At 70.6% G+C, this 15281-nt stretch carries 11 protein-coding genes; all 11 read right to left on the bottom strand.

Annotated elements, in window-relative coordinates; translation table 11 throughout:
- Positions 1–146: 146 nt before the first annotated feature.
- The 11 genes from ACIP94_RS14635 to ACIP94_RS14585 all read right to left on the bottom strand — a co-directional run bounded on the left by ACIP94_RS14635 (position 147) and on the right by ACIP94_RS14585 (position 15265).
- Positions 147–1208 carry a Wadjet anti-phage system protein JetD domain-containing protein gene (locus ACIP94_RS14635; RefSeq protein ID WP_402424565.1) on the bottom strand — a complete coding sequence of 354 codons (1062 nt, stop codon included), beginning with the start codon at positions 1206–1208 and terminating at the stop codon, positions 147–149.
- Positions 1205–5665, bottom strand: a complete 4461-nt coding sequence (locus ACIP94_RS14630) for a hypothetical protein (RefSeq protein ID WP_402424562.1) — start codon at positions 5663–5665, stop codon at positions 1205–1207. The genes ACIP94_RS14635 and ACIP94_RS14630 overlap by 4 nt, the downstream gene beginning before the upstream one ends.
- 11 nt (positions 5666–5676) lie before the next feature.
- Positions 5677–6501 (bottom strand): hypothetical protein, encoded by an 825-nt coding sequence (locus tag ACIP94_RS14625; RefSeq protein WP_402424559.1) that lies wholly within the window; start codon positions 6499–6501, stop codon positions 5677–5679.
- Positions 6498–8045, bottom strand: coding sequence for a hypothetical protein (locus ACIP94_RS14620; protein WP_402424557.1), 1548 nt, complete (start codon positions 8043–8045; stop codon positions 6498–6500). Before ACIP94_RS14620 ends, ACIP94_RS14625 begins: the two co-directional genes overlap by 4 nt.
- A 310-nt stretch (positions 8046–8355) precedes the next feature.
- Positions 8356–9483: a DnaB-like helicase N-terminal domain-containing protein gene (locus ACIP94_RS14615; protein ID WP_402424554.1), complete on the bottom strand. Its 1128-nt coding sequence runs from the start codon at positions 9481–9483 to the stop codon at positions 8356–8358.
- Entirely contained in the window at positions 9483–10754 is a 1272-nt protein-coding gene (locus ACIP94_RS14610) for a DNA cytosine methyltransferase (protein ID WP_402424551.1), read from the bottom strand. The genes ACIP94_RS14615 and ACIP94_RS14610 overlap by 1 nt, the downstream gene beginning before the upstream one ends.
- Positions 10755–10884: 130 nt before the next feature.
- Positions 10885–12678: a type IV secretory system conjugative DNA transfer family protein gene (locus ACIP94_RS14605; protein ID WP_402424549.1), complete on the bottom strand. Its 1794-nt coding sequence runs from the start codon at positions 12676–12678 to the stop codon at positions 10885–10887.
- Between the two features lie 34 nt (positions 12679–12712).
- Positions 12713–13498 (bottom strand): DUF317 domain-containing protein, encoded by a 786-nt coding sequence (locus ACIP94_RS14600; protein WP_402424546.1) that lies wholly within the window; start codon positions 13496–13498, stop codon positions 12713–12715.
- 2 nt (positions 13499–13500) lie between these two features.
- Entirely contained in the window at positions 13501–14025 is a 525-nt protein-coding gene (locus ACIP94_RS14595) for a hypothetical protein (protein ID WP_402424543.1), read from the bottom strand.
- Between the two features lie 71 nt (positions 14026–14096).
- Positions 14097–14918: a DUF317 domain-containing protein gene (locus ACIP94_RS14590; protein WP_402424541.1), complete on the bottom strand. Its 822-nt coding sequence runs from the start codon at positions 14916–14918 to the stop codon at positions 14097–14099.
- On the bottom strand, positions 14909–15265 hold the full coding sequence (locus tag ACIP94_RS14585; RefSeq protein ID WP_366841944.1) for a hypothetical protein: 357 nt from the start codon (positions 15263–15265) through the stop codon (positions 14909–14911). Before ACIP94_RS14585 ends, ACIP94_RS14590 begins: the two co-directional genes overlap by 10 nt.
- Between the last annotated feature and the right edge of the window lie 16 nt (positions 15266–15281).

Below are 15281 nucleotides of genomic sequence, written 5' to 3'. Positions count from 1 at the left end.
GCGCGATCTCGACCAAGACACTCGGGTTGGGTCCCCCTGCTGGAATAGATGCCGCCCTGCCCTCGATCGTCACTTTCTATCCCTCACCCATGGGGCGGGACCTCCGGTGGTGTACGCCGGGGTCGGCGGCGGCCGTCAACAAGACGTCAAGTGCGCCAACTGGAGTCGATTGAGAGCTGGTTGCGGTTGGTCGCTTCCTGCGCGAGGCGCTGGCCGGCGGTGAGTAGATCGTGGGCCTGTGTCGACAGGGGCGCGGGCAGCCAGGCAGTGAGCGTCTGGGCACGGTCGTCGGCAACGAGAGCGGAGGGCGTGGGGGTGTGGCCGAGGAGGAGTCGGTAGAGGTCAGTTGCCGGTTCAATCGGGGGCAGGCCGTGCTGGAGGGCGGTGAGGGATGCGCGAGCAGGGATGGCCAGGCCGTCGGCGTCGAGGTCGCCGTAGTAGAAAATGCGGTGGATGCCGGATAGTTCTGTGAGGCGGCTGACAGAGGCTTCGAAGGAACGTCCGGCCCCGAAGGCGATGAAACGGATGCGGCCGGGCTGCTTGGCGATCAGGTCGTGGAGGGTGGCATAGGTGTCGCTGTTCTCCACCACCAGAAGGGTGTCGCCGTCGCCGACTTGGTGGTGGGCGAGCGGGGGCGGCTGGCGGTAGGTGGCCAGCTGATCGAGGGTGAGGCGCCCGGGGGCGAACAGCGCGCCGGAGATGAGGGCGTCGAGACGTTTCTCGTCGCGGAAGATCTCGTAGGACCGCTCGCGCAGCGGGATCGGCGTACGCCGGTCGGGGGCGTTGCTGCTGTCCCGGAACCAGCGGTTGCACGCCAGGAGGTCCTCGGTCTGTGCGGCGGTGAGACGGGCGGTGTAGGCCCAGTCGAGTTCCGGGCGCCACGAGACGGGTTCACGCGGTGCACGCGGCGTCGCCTGGGTGGTGGCGGGCAGACGTACTTGTTCGGGCAGGCGTGGTCGGCCGGCGTCCCAGTGGGCTCTGCTGGTGGGCAGGTTGAGGAGGCGGTGGTCGGCGAGTTCGTGCAGGAGTGTGGCGAGCGCGGTGCGCGCGTGCTCGCCACTGGCCAGGCCGGGCAGGGCTGCGGTGAATGCTTCGACGAGGGTGGCGCGGGACACGGTGGCCTTCTCGGCCCGGGCCTGCAGCGCGGCGCTGAGGCTGGCCGCCGCGGGTGACAGTGGCGGGAGCGGAGGGGGAGAACCGGCGGTCATTGAGCGGGGGTCTCCTTCGTGTACAGGCGTGCGGAGTGGAGGTAGCCGGACGGGACGGCGGCGCTGTCGTCGGGGACGATGCGAGGGGAGGGGACGAGGGCGTGGCGGATGCGCTCGTCGAGGCGGATCAGGGACAGGCCGGCGCGGGCTTCGGCGTCGTTGCGCAGCGGGATGCACATCGGGAAGCGGGCGGTGACCTCCTCGTCGCTCAGGCCGGTGGTGTAGATGAGCTGGATGCCCAGGGCGGCGGCCATCTCGAACTGGAGGTCGACGAGGTAGGTGGCGTTGGCGCGGCCGATGGGGTTGTCCAGGAGCAGCAGTCCGCCGTTGCGGGTACGACTGCGGGGGCCGGGTGAGGTGCGCAGCGCAGCGAGGGCGCAGTAGAGGAGGATGGCGCCAGTGAGTTCCTGACCGCCGGAGAAGGTGGTGCCCATCTTCTCCACGGGCACGCGGGTGATCCGCTGGGCGGCGTTGGGCTTCATGACCTCGGCGGTGAATCCGCGCGGTACGGCCTCCTTGAGGCAGCGCAGGACGACGTCGATGCCTTTGAGTTTGCGGGTGCGGGGGTTTTGGGCGAGGGCATCGACGGTTTCGCGCATCGCGGCGGCGAGGGGCTGCTGGTCGGGTTTCTTGTAGCGGATGGTGAGGAATTTCTGTCCGGCCCAGGGTGCGTCGCCGTCGGGGAAGGCGGAGAAGCGGCTGGCCTGGTCGAGGCGGTGCAGGAGATCGGTGACGTGGGCGCCGAGCTGGGATGCGAGGGCATCGCGGGTCTTGGCCATGGCATCCAGGTCGCTGGTCAGTGCGGCGATGCGGGAGCCGAGCGCCTGGGTCCAGTTCTCAGCCAGGGCAGGAATCTTCGCGCCGCCCAGGGCGGAGATCTGCGTGCGCAGCGGGATGTCGAGTCCTTCGAAGCGGACGTCGGCGGCCTCCTCTTTGAGGCGGCTGACGCCGGTTTCCAGAGCGCGGTCGGCGTCGCGGGCAGCCTGGTGGCAGGTGCGGTATTCCTCGGTGGCCTGCCGGGCCTCTGTCTCGGCAGCCTCGGCGGTGCCCGGATAGGGCTCCGCGGCGGTGGGCAGGTCGAGACCGTGGGCGGCGCTTTCCAGGCGCGGCAGGACGGACCGGAACGCCGCAAGGTCGCGGCTGCTGTTGGTCTGGCTGCGGCGGGCGCCGTTGTAGCGTTCGGACGCGGCGCGCTCCGTGGTACGGGCTTCCTCCAGCTCCCGTGCCGCGCGGGCACTCAGGGCGGTGGCATCCTCCAGGGTGGCCGGCGTCCAGGCGGCGGCCTCCTCGCCGGTCAGCGGTGCTGCCGCGGCGGCGGACTTAAGGTGATCGGTGCGGACCTTCAGCTCGCTCTCCTTGTCACGCAGTGCGTTGAGCCGGCCGTCGAGGTCGGTGAGCTGTCCGGCCACGTCGCGCAGGATGGCGTGGCGTTGGACCTCGTCGGTGGCCCGCGGGTCCGCGCTGAACTTCTGGGCGAGCGCCTGAATCGGCCCGGGCACCTGGTTCCATTCCCTCTGGCACGTCAGAAGGTGTTCTTCGGCGCGGGCGGCGCGCTGCTGCTGGTCTTCCCCGACCTGGACGGCGCGCAGCTCGTCCAGGGCCTGCTCGTAGCGGTGCTTGAGCACGGGGAGAGGCTCGTGCGGTGCGTCGGGTTCGATAGCCGCGTCGCCGCGGGGCGGGGCGGGGACGGCCCGACGGCTCTCGGCATGGCTGTCGGCCTCCTGCCGGGCGGCTTCGATGGCCTGGGCGCGGCGCAGCAGCTCCGCTTCGGCCCGCTTGCACGCGGCACGCAAATCGTCGGCTTCGGTCCGCCACTCCTGGCACTGCGCGGTCAGGGCGGAGATGCGGTCGCGGGCCTGGCCGGCCTCGGTCTCGGCGCCGGCCAGTTGCCGGAGGACGTGCAGGGCGCGCTGGGCTTGACCGGCCCGGTCGACGAGGACCTCGTACGCCTGCTCCGCCTCGTGTAGGGCCGCGTCGTGACCCTCGGCCGCGTCGCGGGCCTCCTGGGTGGCGGTCTCGGACGCGGCGGCGGTGGTCTGCAAGTCGTTCAGCTGGGCGAGGCGGTCGGGGACGGGCATCTGCGCGCAGGCTTCTAGCCAGTTGGCGAGGTGGCGCTCCAGCTCCCGGGCCTCCGCCAGGCGCGCATCGAGGTCTTGCAGCTGGCGGGTGGCGGCCGTGATGCGCGCGGTGACCTCGCCTCGTTCGCGTTCGGCGGCGTCTTCGTCGTGCAGGGCGGGGGAGGGCTCGATTACGAAGCGGTCGTCGTCGCAGGAGCCCGGGCGCAGCAGGCGCTCGCCGGTGCCCACGGTCACAGCGGCGGCCGGGAGGGGACGGGTTTGTTCCATGTGGCGGCGAGCGGCGTCCAGGCCATCGGCGCCGCCCACGATGATCCCGCCGACCAGGTCGGGGTGCGCGCGGATGACCTGGGGATGGGCGTCGGCGGGCACGTTGTCGTGCATCCACCGCCAGCCGGGCCAGGCCGAGATGCCGTGCGTGACAAGGTCCTCACACAGGCGCCGCACGGCAGCGCTGGCCGGGTGCAGGCCCCCGCTCGTATCGAGCACGTCGAGCAGGTCCTGGTCCTCGCGCAGGCCGAGGCGGGTCCCGGTGAGCGTGGTCTCCAGGTTCGCGATGCGGCGTCCGGCGGCCTCCCCCAGCACGGTGGCATGCTCATGGAGCCATTCCAACGCGTCGACGGCGCGCAGCTCGTCGGGCGTGGCTTCGAGGAGGTCGGCGCACAGCGGCAGGGACTGGACCGCCGTGGCCTGCTTGCGCAGCCGGTCGGTCTGGGCGAGCGCCGCATCAGCCGCGGCACGGTCGGACAGCGCCTGCTGCTGCGTGTCGGCCAGGTGCCGGTGCGCATGGTCCCGCCCGGTGCGGGCAGTCTGACGTGCTTGTTTGGCCTCGTCCATGAGCTGGTCGAGGTGGCGGGTGTGCGCCTCGGCGCGGGCTGCGGCGTCCCCGGCTAGTTCGTCCGGCTCGACGAGCCGGTCATGGCGCGCCCGACCCAGCGTGGTGGTGAAGGAGTCGATCTGCTCGCGGAGCGTGCGGAGATCGGCCTGGGCCGCGCCGGTGTCTTCAAGGAGCTGTTCGCGGCGGTGCTGCCACTGCTCGATGTCGGTCTCGGTCTGCTGGTTGGCCTCGGCCAGTCGGCGGACCTTGTCCTGGGCGGCGGCCTCGGCGCGGGCGTACCCAGTACGGAGGTCGGCTGCTGCCTGGTGGACGGCCCGGAGGTAGGGCGCGGCGGTGCGCTCTGCCTGGCTGAGGGCTTCCTGAGCGCGGGTGTGATCGTCCACAGCATGCGCATGGCGTAGCGCCACCGGGACCGTCTCCCAGCCCGACTTTTCGGCTTCGGTCTCCTTCTTGTCCTGCTCGGCGCCGCGCTGCTTTGCCCGGACGGTGGCCAGTTCGAGGGCGCTGGCGTGATGGCGTACGTGGTGCACGCGCTGCTCGGCCCGCTCGGCTGCCCGCTTTGCCTCCTCGTGCGCTCGGTAGGTGTCCGTGATGGCGTCGGCGTGGACCGTGAGCGCGTCGGACAGTTGCTGCTCGCGGAGCTGGACAGTGGCGGTCAGGTGCACGAGCCGTTGCTGCGCGCTCTCGGCGGCGTGGGCGGTCTTCTGCCGGGTCTGGTGAAGGATGGCGACCTCCCCACAGGCTCGCTGCATGGTCAGGGCGAACTGTCGTTCCTTGTCCCATGCGGCGCGCTGGTCGTGGGCATGGGCGTAGGAGTGGAAGGCGGTGCCCAGCTCGGCGTACTGGTCGTCGTCGGTGGCCTTGCGCAGCAGCCAGTCCACAAAGGCGTCGGATGTGGTGGTGGTGAATGCCGCCGCCGCGTCGCTCTCCTTGGCGTTCATCCGGCGCTGCACGTCGAACAGATCGGGCTGCAGGCCCAGGGTGCGCTGGTGTTTCTCCCATCGTTCCTGGCCGTCCTCGATGCGCAGTTCCAGGGCGTCGACGCGGCGCTGTACGTCCCGCAACTCGGTGCAATAGTCCTCGAACGGCAGCCAGTGCCCGTCGCAGTGGAAGGGCAGACGGTCGGCGTCCAGGGCGGCGGCCGGGTGGAAGCTGTAAAAGCGGCGGTGCAGTTTCCCCTCGCGGTCCGGCGCCAGGATCTGGGCGGTGACCAGCAGGCGTCCGGTCCTCGCGTCGGCCCATTCGAGAACCACGTGAGAGGGCTGTGCCAGGGACACCGTGAAGTTGCGCAGGGTCTCCACATCCTGGTGGCGGTGCGGGATGGTGGTGCAGGTGATGCCGGTCAGCAGTACGCCCTTGCCGCCGCCGTTTTGCAGCATGATCAGGTTGGCCGGGGCCGGGCGGTGGGTGACATGGCCGGCGGCCGGGATCAGCGAAGCGGTTTCCACCTCCGGGCCGGCGCCGGAGAAGTCCAGGGCGACGTCTTCGTACCGTGCGTCGACCGGGCCGAAATTGCGCAGCAGAATCCGATTGAGTTCATACATGGCAGGCGTCCTTACGGCAGGTCAGTGGGCAGCGGCGAACCCGGCAGGGTGTCATCGGCACTCAGAGCGCTGTCTGCCGCCGACTCGGAGGTGGTGGCCTGGTCGCGGGAGGGCAGGGCGGCCACGCCCAGGGCCGCCAGTTCCCGCAGCATGTCGCCGGCGGCCTGGTCGCGGATCTGCAGCCGGTACTTGACGCTGGTGGCGTAGGTGCCGGCGTCCTCGTCGCTCACCTTGCGCACGAAGCCGTGCTCGGCCAGGTGGGTCAGGGCCCGGCGCACCAGGGAGTAGGTCACCGTCCTGGGAGTCTTGTCCGCCCGAGTGGTGCCGGTGGCGTTGCGCCGCAGATAGGCCCGCCATAGTCCCTCCAGGCCGGGCTGGTCCGCCGGGGGATCGGTGTCGGCGTCGGTTTGCGCAAGCCGGTGCTCGATGGCCCGGGCCAGGGAGCGGACCTCCTCGTCCACCTGCTTGACCGAGACTCGGGTGACGTACTCGTCGTCGTCGAGGTCCTCGGGCCGGGGGAAGGACAGGGCGGCGATGGCGAGCTGGGCCAGCAGATACAGCGGCCGGTCGGCGGTCTGAGGGACCAGGTCGGCCACCGAGACGGCGAAGTCGGTCTCCGGGGTGGTCCCCAGAACCAGGCCCGGCATGCGGTGGACCTCCAGCACCGTCAGGTCGAAGCCCTGGGCGATCTTCCGTACGATCTGGGCGAAGTCCGGTTCGGTCTCGAAGCGCCGGACCAGCCGCGCGTACTCCCCGGAGCGGGCCGGTGCCTTGCCACGGGCCAGGGCCAGGGCGACCATCCGGGCGGCGTCCGCAATGTCCTCGTGCTGGCTCACGCGCTCTCCTGGTCACGGTCGGGGATGGGCGTCACCGACGACAGCCGGTTGTCGTCGGTGGGGGCATCGGATGGTCCGGGTGGGACCGAGGGCTGCGATTGGGCGCGGATCAGCAGGAAGTCGCTGCCGCCGAAGCGTTCGTCCACCAGCTCGGTGCCGTCGTCGAGAGCCACGACGGCAGGCTCACCGACGGCCAGTTGACGCACCGGCACCCGCCGGAAGAGCTGCTGCACGCGCATCGCCAGGAGTGCGTCCGTGCCGGATTCAGGACCCATGCCGGAGCCGGGCAGGCGGGCGGAGCCCAGCAGCGCGGACAGCCGCACTCCCTGGTCGGTGGCCGTGTCCAGCAGGGCGTCCACCGCCTCGTGCTGCGCGTCGCTGAACAGGGCCGTGTGCTCGCTGTCGCCTGGGTCGTCGTCCTGTGCAACCGGTACCAGGTCCCCCGCGGCCGATTCGCTGACGCGGGCCAGGGCCTCGAAATAGTCCGGCAGATACATCACGCGGGGCTGCTGCGGGCCCAGGACGGCCCTGGTGAACGCCTCCAAGGGTTCCAGGCAGGCATCCAGGGAAAATTCCATCACCGGCTGCAGGAGCTGCTCGTGCATGTGCACCCGGGCGTGCAGCGTCGGGGCCACAAACACCTGGCGGTCCTGTTGGCGCCGGTACTCCGGGCCGACCTTCAACAACATGTCGATAAGCACCGAATGCCGTTGCATGCATTCGACGATCAGCGCCCCCAGCCCCTCCAACTGCCGACGCTTGTGCGCGTCGTCAGTGACCTCCAGCAGCTGGTCGACTCGCTCCTTGAGCTGCTGCTCAGTCGCGGAGCGGCTGCGGACGTGCTCCAGTGCATCGTCGACGGTCTCCTTGACCTCAGTATCCCAGTCCACCGCCCGCACGTTCCGCTTCATCGCCTCGATGCGCCCATGGATGTCCTTGGCGTAACGGATGCTCTGCAGACGGGCCGTGTGCGCGATCTGCCACGCCTCGCCGATACGGGCACGCTTGAGCAGCGCCTCCAACTTGGCCTCGGCAGCAATCTGTTCGGAAGCGATGTCCACGTCGATGGCATGCACCAGCACGGTGATCGCCGCATCCGTGGCAATCAGCGCCGCCTGCCCCACATGGTCAGGCACCTCCTTGAGGATCTGGAACGACGTCATACGGGTCTGGAACCCCTCGTCCATCACGCTGCCGATCGCGTGACGGAACGCCCGGTCGCGCTCCTCGGTGTTGATCAGCCGTTCGGTCACCCAGCGCGCGACGGCCCGGTACTCCTCAGCCGGGCGTCCCGGCAGCTGCAGCGCGGCGAACTCGGACACATGGTCCACCACCGTCTCCTGGCGGACCGCCGTGCGCATGTCCGTGCGCAGCGTGACGACATCGATCGCAGCCAGCGCCAGCTCAGCCAGGCGGTAGCCCTCCCACCCCCGCTCGGCCTTGGCCTTGCTGCTGTCGAGCGCCAGTAGCGGGCGGACCACCGCCAGCGCCTTCATGCGTGAGGTAATGCTCTCGTAGACCGCCCGTGGCTCCTCAAAGATCACCCCGAAGGCTCCAATCGCCCTTTTTCCACTTGGTGTTCACGCTAAAACGCGGCACTGACATTTGCGCTGGGACCGAACCAGAACGGCCGACAGTGAGAGGGGAGAGAGGCGCGCACCTCCCGTGCGCGCGCGGCGAGCATGGCTTGGGCGGTTCGGTGGTGGGTGCCCGTTAGGGAGGCGGTAACGGCGCTGGGGTGGGCGGGTGGGTGTCGAGGCGGACGTGGGCCTTGAGGGGGCTCTGGTGCATGGGGTGGGCTCGATTCGAGTCCGGGGCCCCTGCCCCTGGGTTGGCCGGGCCCGGAGGGTGAGGTCATCGGTGGGTGCGCGCGGTGGACAGGGCTGGCCGGTGTGGTGGGCCGGCCCGGGGAAGCGGCGCGGATCGTGCGGGTGCACTTGTGGCGGACGCGGGGGTGGGTGAGGTGGCGCGGTTCCAGCGGGTACGCAAGGCGTTGAGGTCGGCCAGGGCGCGGCGGCTGCCGGTGATGAGCTGGTGGGGGGTGTTGGCGGGGTCGTCGGTGTAGGCGGTGATCCGGTCGGCGACCGTGTGGGCGCGGGCGAGGAGGGCGCGCTGAAGGATCTTCTCGCCCCAGTACTCGGGGGAGCCGGCGGGCGTGGAGACCAGCGCCATCAGGTCGCGGGGGGTGAGGGAGTCGGTGAGGAGTCCGTGGTGCTGGGCCTCGCCGAGGACGGTGATCGGGTCGACCATGTCACCGCGGTGGACCAGCGCCGTGACGGACTGCCAGACGGCGGCGTGCAGCGGAAGGATGAGGTCCTCCGCGGCCAGCCACCGCATCTGCTGCACATTCGCCGGGTAGGCGGTGGCGGTGGCCAGGAGGAGACGTTCTTCGTCCAGTTCCTCCTCGCCAGCCTGCCGTGGGACATCCCCGCTGTGTGTGGTGCGGGGGAGGGAGCCGGGGTGTGGGGCGAACTGCCCGGCGAGGTCGTCCAGGGCCCGGCCGAGGGCGTCGGCCTGCATGAGGGTGGCGGCTGCCGGGTCGGGCCCGGCTGGGTCGGTGGCGGTATGGGCGAGGCGTTCGGCGTGCAGGCGCAGGGTTCGGCGGGCGTGGTCGGCGCGGATCATCCGGGTGTAGGCCGCGGCGTGCTTGGGCTGTGGGCAGAACTGGATGAGGGCGTGGAGGTAGGAGGCGTTCAGGCCGGGGGCGTGGGGGCGGGCACGCTCCAGGACTTGGTTGAGCCAGGCGGTGTCCTTGGCGTGGTCGTCGGGGTCGGGCGGTGGAAGGGTGCGGATCGCGGTGAACAGGTTGGCGTGGGCGTGGTTGTCGAAGTGGTCGGCGGCCAGGGTGCCGGTGTCGGCCAGACGTGCCGGTTCGAGGAGGAGGGCGCCGAGCAGGGCCTGTTCGGCGTAATGGACCGGCTTCGGCGCCGGGACGCGGTCGAGGTCGTCTTCCTCGTCGGGATCGGGGGTGGTGTAGGGCATCAGGCTGCGAGGGTGAAGTCGTCGGGGCTGAAGGGCTTGTCGAGGAGTGGAGCGAGCAGGTGCGCGGCCATCTGCGGGGGGACGGCGTTGCCGATCTGGGAGAACTGCTGGCCCTTGTTGCCCTGCCACGGGTAGTCGGCGGGAAAGGTCTGCAGGAGGCCGGCCTCCCGGGCAGTGATCCGGATCGGCTCCGGCACCGCCGGCGCGTCCGTGTCGTTGGCCAGAGCCGACGCCGGTTCGGCAACCCAGGTGCACTCGTTCGCTCGGTGTCCGAAGAACAGCGTGCCTGCCGGCTCGGACAGCGGGCGGACGGTGGCGTTGGCCTGGTTGTTGCTGCGTAGGGACCAAGACCATCGGTGTGCTTCGGCGGTGAAGGTCGGCACAGGGGCGCTGGCGGCGCGGTTTTCACGGGTGCCGTGCTTGGCAGCCCAACCGGCTTGTTCCCGGCGGGACTGCAGGACCACTCCGTCCGGCTGGGGTACCCAGGTGCCGCGCTCCCGGGCGTCAGACAGCGTCTTTCGCGAGCCGGAAGGGAACGGTTCGGGTCCGCCGCCGGGCCCGCCGCCAGCGCAGACGGTCGGGACGGGCCGGTCGGTCGCGCCCCATCCCAGGGCCTCGGCCATGCTGACCCAACGGGCACGACCCGGACCGAACAGGGATTCCGGCTCCTCGACCTGGGAGTGCGTCGGCGTGGGAGGCTGTGCCGTACGGACGCGGGAGGCGAGCAGGATCGCCCGCCTTCTCGTCTGCGGAACCCCGAAGTCGGCGGCGTTGAGGATCCCGCACCAGACCGAGAAACCCCATCCGCGCAGGACGGCCGCGTACTGCTTCCACAGCGGCAGGACGTCCGGCACCTCCTCCATAGCCACCCACTCAGGCTCGCCGACCGTGTTCAGCGCCTGGAGGTAGCGAATCGGCTCAGCCGCCAGCAGCGACCGCTCGTCACGGCACGCGGCGAGGAGGCGTTCGCGGGTGTCCCGCCCGGCGGCCAAGTCCTCGACCGCCGCGTGCACCAGCGGCTGATCCACCAGACCGAGGCGCTTGCCAGCCATACTCCACGCCTGGCACGGAGGGGAAGCGATCAGCCCACTCGTGCGGCCGATAAAGGGCCCCGTCGGATACATCGCCACGTCGGCCCGGATTGTCAACTGACCAGCGACCGCGCGCGTTTTGCAGGCCCACTCGTCCCACTCCAGGCCCACATCGCGCACTCCGAGGACACCCAGTGCTCGGCTCCAGCCGCCCGGCCCCGCGAAGAGGTCGAGTATCACGTGGCCAGCCCCAACTTGTCCCCCTTCGAAGCACCCGCATCCCCGCGGCAAGTGACGAGGCCGTGCTCGGGCCAACATCTGTCCTCGGCGCCCGTCTGCACTTCATCGGCTTCGTCCAGGCGTGTCCTGCTCATGCTGCCGATCCAAAGTTGGCTTGGCTGGGTGCGTGCTTCGTGATTGCACGGGCGGTGATCGCCGTGGAGGCACGGGCAGAGGCGGCGGCCAGTTCGCCGGCTCCGGGCTCGGCGTACCAGGGGCGCAGGTCGAGCATCGCGGCGCGCATGCCGGTGGCGAAGACCAGGGCGGTGCCCTTGGGCAGGGCGCGGATCGCATCGGCGGGCAGGATCCGCTCCTGCCGCATCGACACGGACGTCGACTTCCCGGACTCGGACGTTGAGGTGGAGGTGGTCTCGACGTCGTGGTCGCCGATCAGCCGGGACAGCTTGTCCGCGAAGTCCGGGTCGTCGATACCGGATCCGATGACCTTGACGGTCGCGGCTGACCACATGGCGTCCATGCCCGCGTCTCCCCAGACCTTCTGGCCCTGGCGGTAGGACTGCAGGATCGTGATCGGGATGATCCCGCGTGAGCCGAGGTGGGAGTACAGGTCCGGCAGATCGCTGATCTTGCAGACGTTGGCGGCCTCGTCCAGGATCGCCAGCATCGGCGGGTCGAGCCGACCGCCGGCCCGTTCGGCCTGGGCGGTCGCGGCCCGCATCACGGAGTCCGCGCACGCCGCGATCAGCGCTGACGCGCCTCCGCCGCCGTCCTTGGACAGGAGGTAGAGGGTGTCGGTGGAGGTGACGAACTCGGCGGGCCGGAACTCGGCGACGTCCTTCTGCGGGGTGACCCAGGCGGCGATCTCGCTGTTCAGCAGCGCGGCGGCGTACTGGCGGGCGGTCTCGTAGATGCCGTCCCGGGTTTCCGGCGGTCCTTCCACGGTGCCCTTGAGTTGGGCGGCGACGGCGGTGAATCCGTGGTCGCGGAGGATGTCGAGCGGGGTGCGGTCGGCGGGGAAGGCCAGCCACTGCATGACGTCGGTGATCGGCCGCTCGTCCAGGGCCGCGGCGAGGAAGAGCTGGGCGAGAATGTTGGATCCGGCCTTGGACCAGAAGTCGCCCTGCTGGCTGGCGTCCACGGAGGCGGCGAGGAAGTGGCCGGCCAGCCGCCCGGCGCCGTCGAGAGTTTTGGCGTCCGCCAAGGGGTTCCACCACATCTCGCGTGCTGCGTGCGCGATCTGCTGCGGGTCCATCGCCCACACCTGCCCGACGCGCGCGCGGGCGTCGTAGGTGGCGGTGAACGCATCGCCGGCGGCCTTGTTCGAGGTCAGCAGGACCGGGCCGGGCGCGGCGAGGATGGAGGGGATCGCGAGCGAGGTGGTCTTGCCCGAGCGGGGCGCCATGATGGCGACGGCCACGTCCTCGTAGCCCATGCGGATCTCGTGCTTGGTGCCCTGCAGGTTGCCGAGGAGGATGCCGGTGTCCCGGGCCTCGATGTGCTTGGCGTCCTTCAGGCTCGGGCGCAGGGAGCGGGCCTTGTCGGTGATCGCCTTGGCCATCAGCGGTTCGATGTCCCGGGCCTTGGCCATGCCGGTGATCTTCTTCTTCCGGCCGCCGCTGCGGTTCTTGTGCCGGGCCCACAAAATGCCCGCCGCTGTCCCGAGGGCCAGGAACAGGAGAACGGGCACGATGCGTGCCCCGATCAGCAGGGGCGTTTCTCCCGCGTGGGGCCAGAGGCGCTCGGGGTGGAGCAGGGCGTTGGTCGGTTGGTACGGCGCCCAGCCGGCTCCGGTGAGGGAGGCGGTGATGTTGCCGGACAGCCAGGCGAGGTGGGACAGGGGGACGACGACGGCTGCGGCGCCGATCAGGAGGCGCAGGACGATGTCGTATCCGTCGGTGGAACTGTTGGAGGAGGCGGGGGGCAAAGAGTTACGTGCCTTCCGGGCGGGGGCGGGGCATTCAGCGGCTGCGGCTCTTCCTGGCCGGCGGCTGGCGCGGCGAGCTTGGAGTCGTCGGCGGAAGGGTGCGGCGGGCCGCGAGGGCGTGGACGCGTTCTTCCAGGGCGGCGGCGACGTGCACGGCGAGGACGTCCGTTGTCCGGCGGGTGACGACGTCCGGGTCGCGGGTCGGAAGACTGCGCAAGCTGTCGGTACGCGCTGCGGGGTGGGGATCGGTGAGCGCGGTGGTGAACGCGGCGACCAGTCGTGCAGGGGTGTGTTCGCCGAAGCGGGCCTGCCACACCGGCTTTCGCTCCGGGCCGAGGGAGGCGGTGACGAACCAGGCTCCCGGCTCCTGCGCGGTTCCCAGGCGCTGCACGTAGGCCGTTCCGTCGGGCGACACGAGGCCGTCAGCCCCGATAGTGGGGGGCTGCCACGCGCTCTGCCGAAGCGGTTCGTACGGATCCGAGGGTGTGCTCGCGGCGGGGGCGGGGTCGGTGAGGGCGTCGGTGAAGGCGGCGATGAGTTCGACCGGGGTGCGGGCGCCGAAACTCGCGTACCAGGCCGCCCTGTCCGGTTCCGCAGCATGGTTGAGGGTCCACCACTGTCCGTCAGGGTCGGGTTCCAGGCGCAGGAGAGCCTTCTGGTCCGGGCTGGAGAGCATGACGCGGGGCATCAAGGGGTCGTTGCCGTGGCTCCAGCCGCAGGCGCGGTGCAGGGGGACGGTGATCCATGCGGGGTCACCACCGCCGGCCAGGTGGCGCGGCGTGACGAAGTCGACCTCGACGGTCTCGGGGGTCTGGGGCATGCTCACTTCCGTGCCGCAGCTCGCCGGTCGGGCGCGGTGGCCGGGACCGGGGTCGGTGTGGGAGCCAGGGGTGAAGGGGCTTTGCGGGCGGCTGTGTTGATCTCGCGGAGCGCCTTGCCGTGGGTGGCCCAGTCGTCGAGGTAGTTCCACGATTCGGCGCGATGTTCCGCGAGGGCGTCGTCGAAGTCGGCGGTGCCGGGCTTGGCGGTAGCGGGGAGGGCGTCGCGGGTGACCAGCCATTGATCGTGCAGTTCGTCGAGCCGGTCGATGGCGTCGCGCAGGACGCCCAACTGGTAGACCCAGCGGCTCTGCACGGCATCCTCCGGCAGGTCAGCCAGTTGAGTCTCGGCCGTGGCCAGCAGGTGACGGGCGCCGTACCGGAGCGGCTCGAACGCCTCGGCGGTGTCGGCGTCGCGCTGGCTCGCGCGCCTTCCGTAGGCGTGGTCGTCGTAGGGCCAGCCGTCGAGGTCGGTGTGCTCGTCGGAGTAGGTGTCCCAGGCGTCGAGGAACTTCTTGCTGTCGTTCACGTAGGCGTCGAGGTGGCGGAGGAAGGCGCGGTGGGCGCGGTGATCGGCGGGAATGGGAGGGTCCTGTCGGTTCAGCGGCGGGCGGCCGACTGGGCGGTGTGGGCCTGCGCCGGGGTCTGTGCGGGTTTCGTCTGCTGCCGCAGGGCGGAGCGTGCCCTGGCACGGAGCGACTCGATACGGGCGGTGTGGGCGTCGACCACCTGCTGTGGGCGCAGCGGGCTGGGCTCCTGCACGGCGTTGTAGTGGCCGGTGCGGTCGTACATGCCGCGCTGGAGCGGGCTGCGGTCGGCCAGCGCGGTGAGGAACGATCCGACGAGGTGGGCCGGGGCGTCCTCGTCGAAGTAGGCGTGCCAGATGCGCGGGCCGGGGAACTGCCCGTCGCCGGGCTCGCAGGTCTCAACGTGCCAGGACGACCGGCCACTGAATTCGCTTAGCGGACGCAGTTCGATGTGGCACATGGAGTCCGGCGACTTCGTCGTGCCGTCTGAGTCGCGGTGCCAGCCTGCCGAGGTCAACGGCTGCCACGGGTCTGACTGTTGGGGCGGCGGGGCGATGAGGGCGTCGGTGAAGCCGGCGAGGACCTCGGCGGGCACGAGTTCACCGAATTCGGCGTACCAGCCGGGCTCGGTGTCGGTGGGCTCGGCCCGCAGCCGCCACCATGCGGAGGTGGTGGACTGTGGGTCGAACTGGAGGCTGTGGCGAAGGTCGGGACTGCGCAGGACGATCTCGGCACTCAAAGGGTCGGAGACGGCGCTCCATCCGGCGGCGGCCAGGCCGTGGGTGACGTGGCGGGCATCCCCGGGGCCGGCGAGGTGGCGGGGGCTGGTGTCGAAGGGGATCTGCCAGGCGTGCTTTTCGGTGAACCCGGCGAGCTGCCGTTCGCTCAGCGGCACCGACCGCACCCCGGCTCACTCGAGGCGGCGCTGACGATCACCTTGCGCAGCTCGTCCAGGACGTAGTGGAGCATGTACTGGTCGGTCTGCACCCACGCTGCGGCACGCAGCTCGGTGACCAGATCGCTGATCTTCTCGCTGTGCGGTGTGTTCGGGTGGCTCTGTACGGCGCGGGCGAGGGCGCGCAGGGTGTCGCCGAGCTGGATGGGCAGGCCGGTGTATTCGTCGAGGAGGGGCTCGACGAGAGCGAGCGCCTCCTTGGGGTCGGGGTTCTCGCGCAGGTATTCGGTGAGACGGCAGAGGGTGTCGGTCGCGGCGCGGATGGTGTCCGGGGTGAGTGCGGGCATCGGGCTCCTTGGGGTG

It is taken from the genome of Streptomyces sp. NPDC093261 (genome assembly GCF_044753645.1).
GTDB lineage: Bacteria > Actinomycetota > Actinomycetes > Streptomycetales > Streptomycetaceae > Streptomyces.
This window is presented reverse-complemented; position numbering and strand designations above follow the sequence as displayed.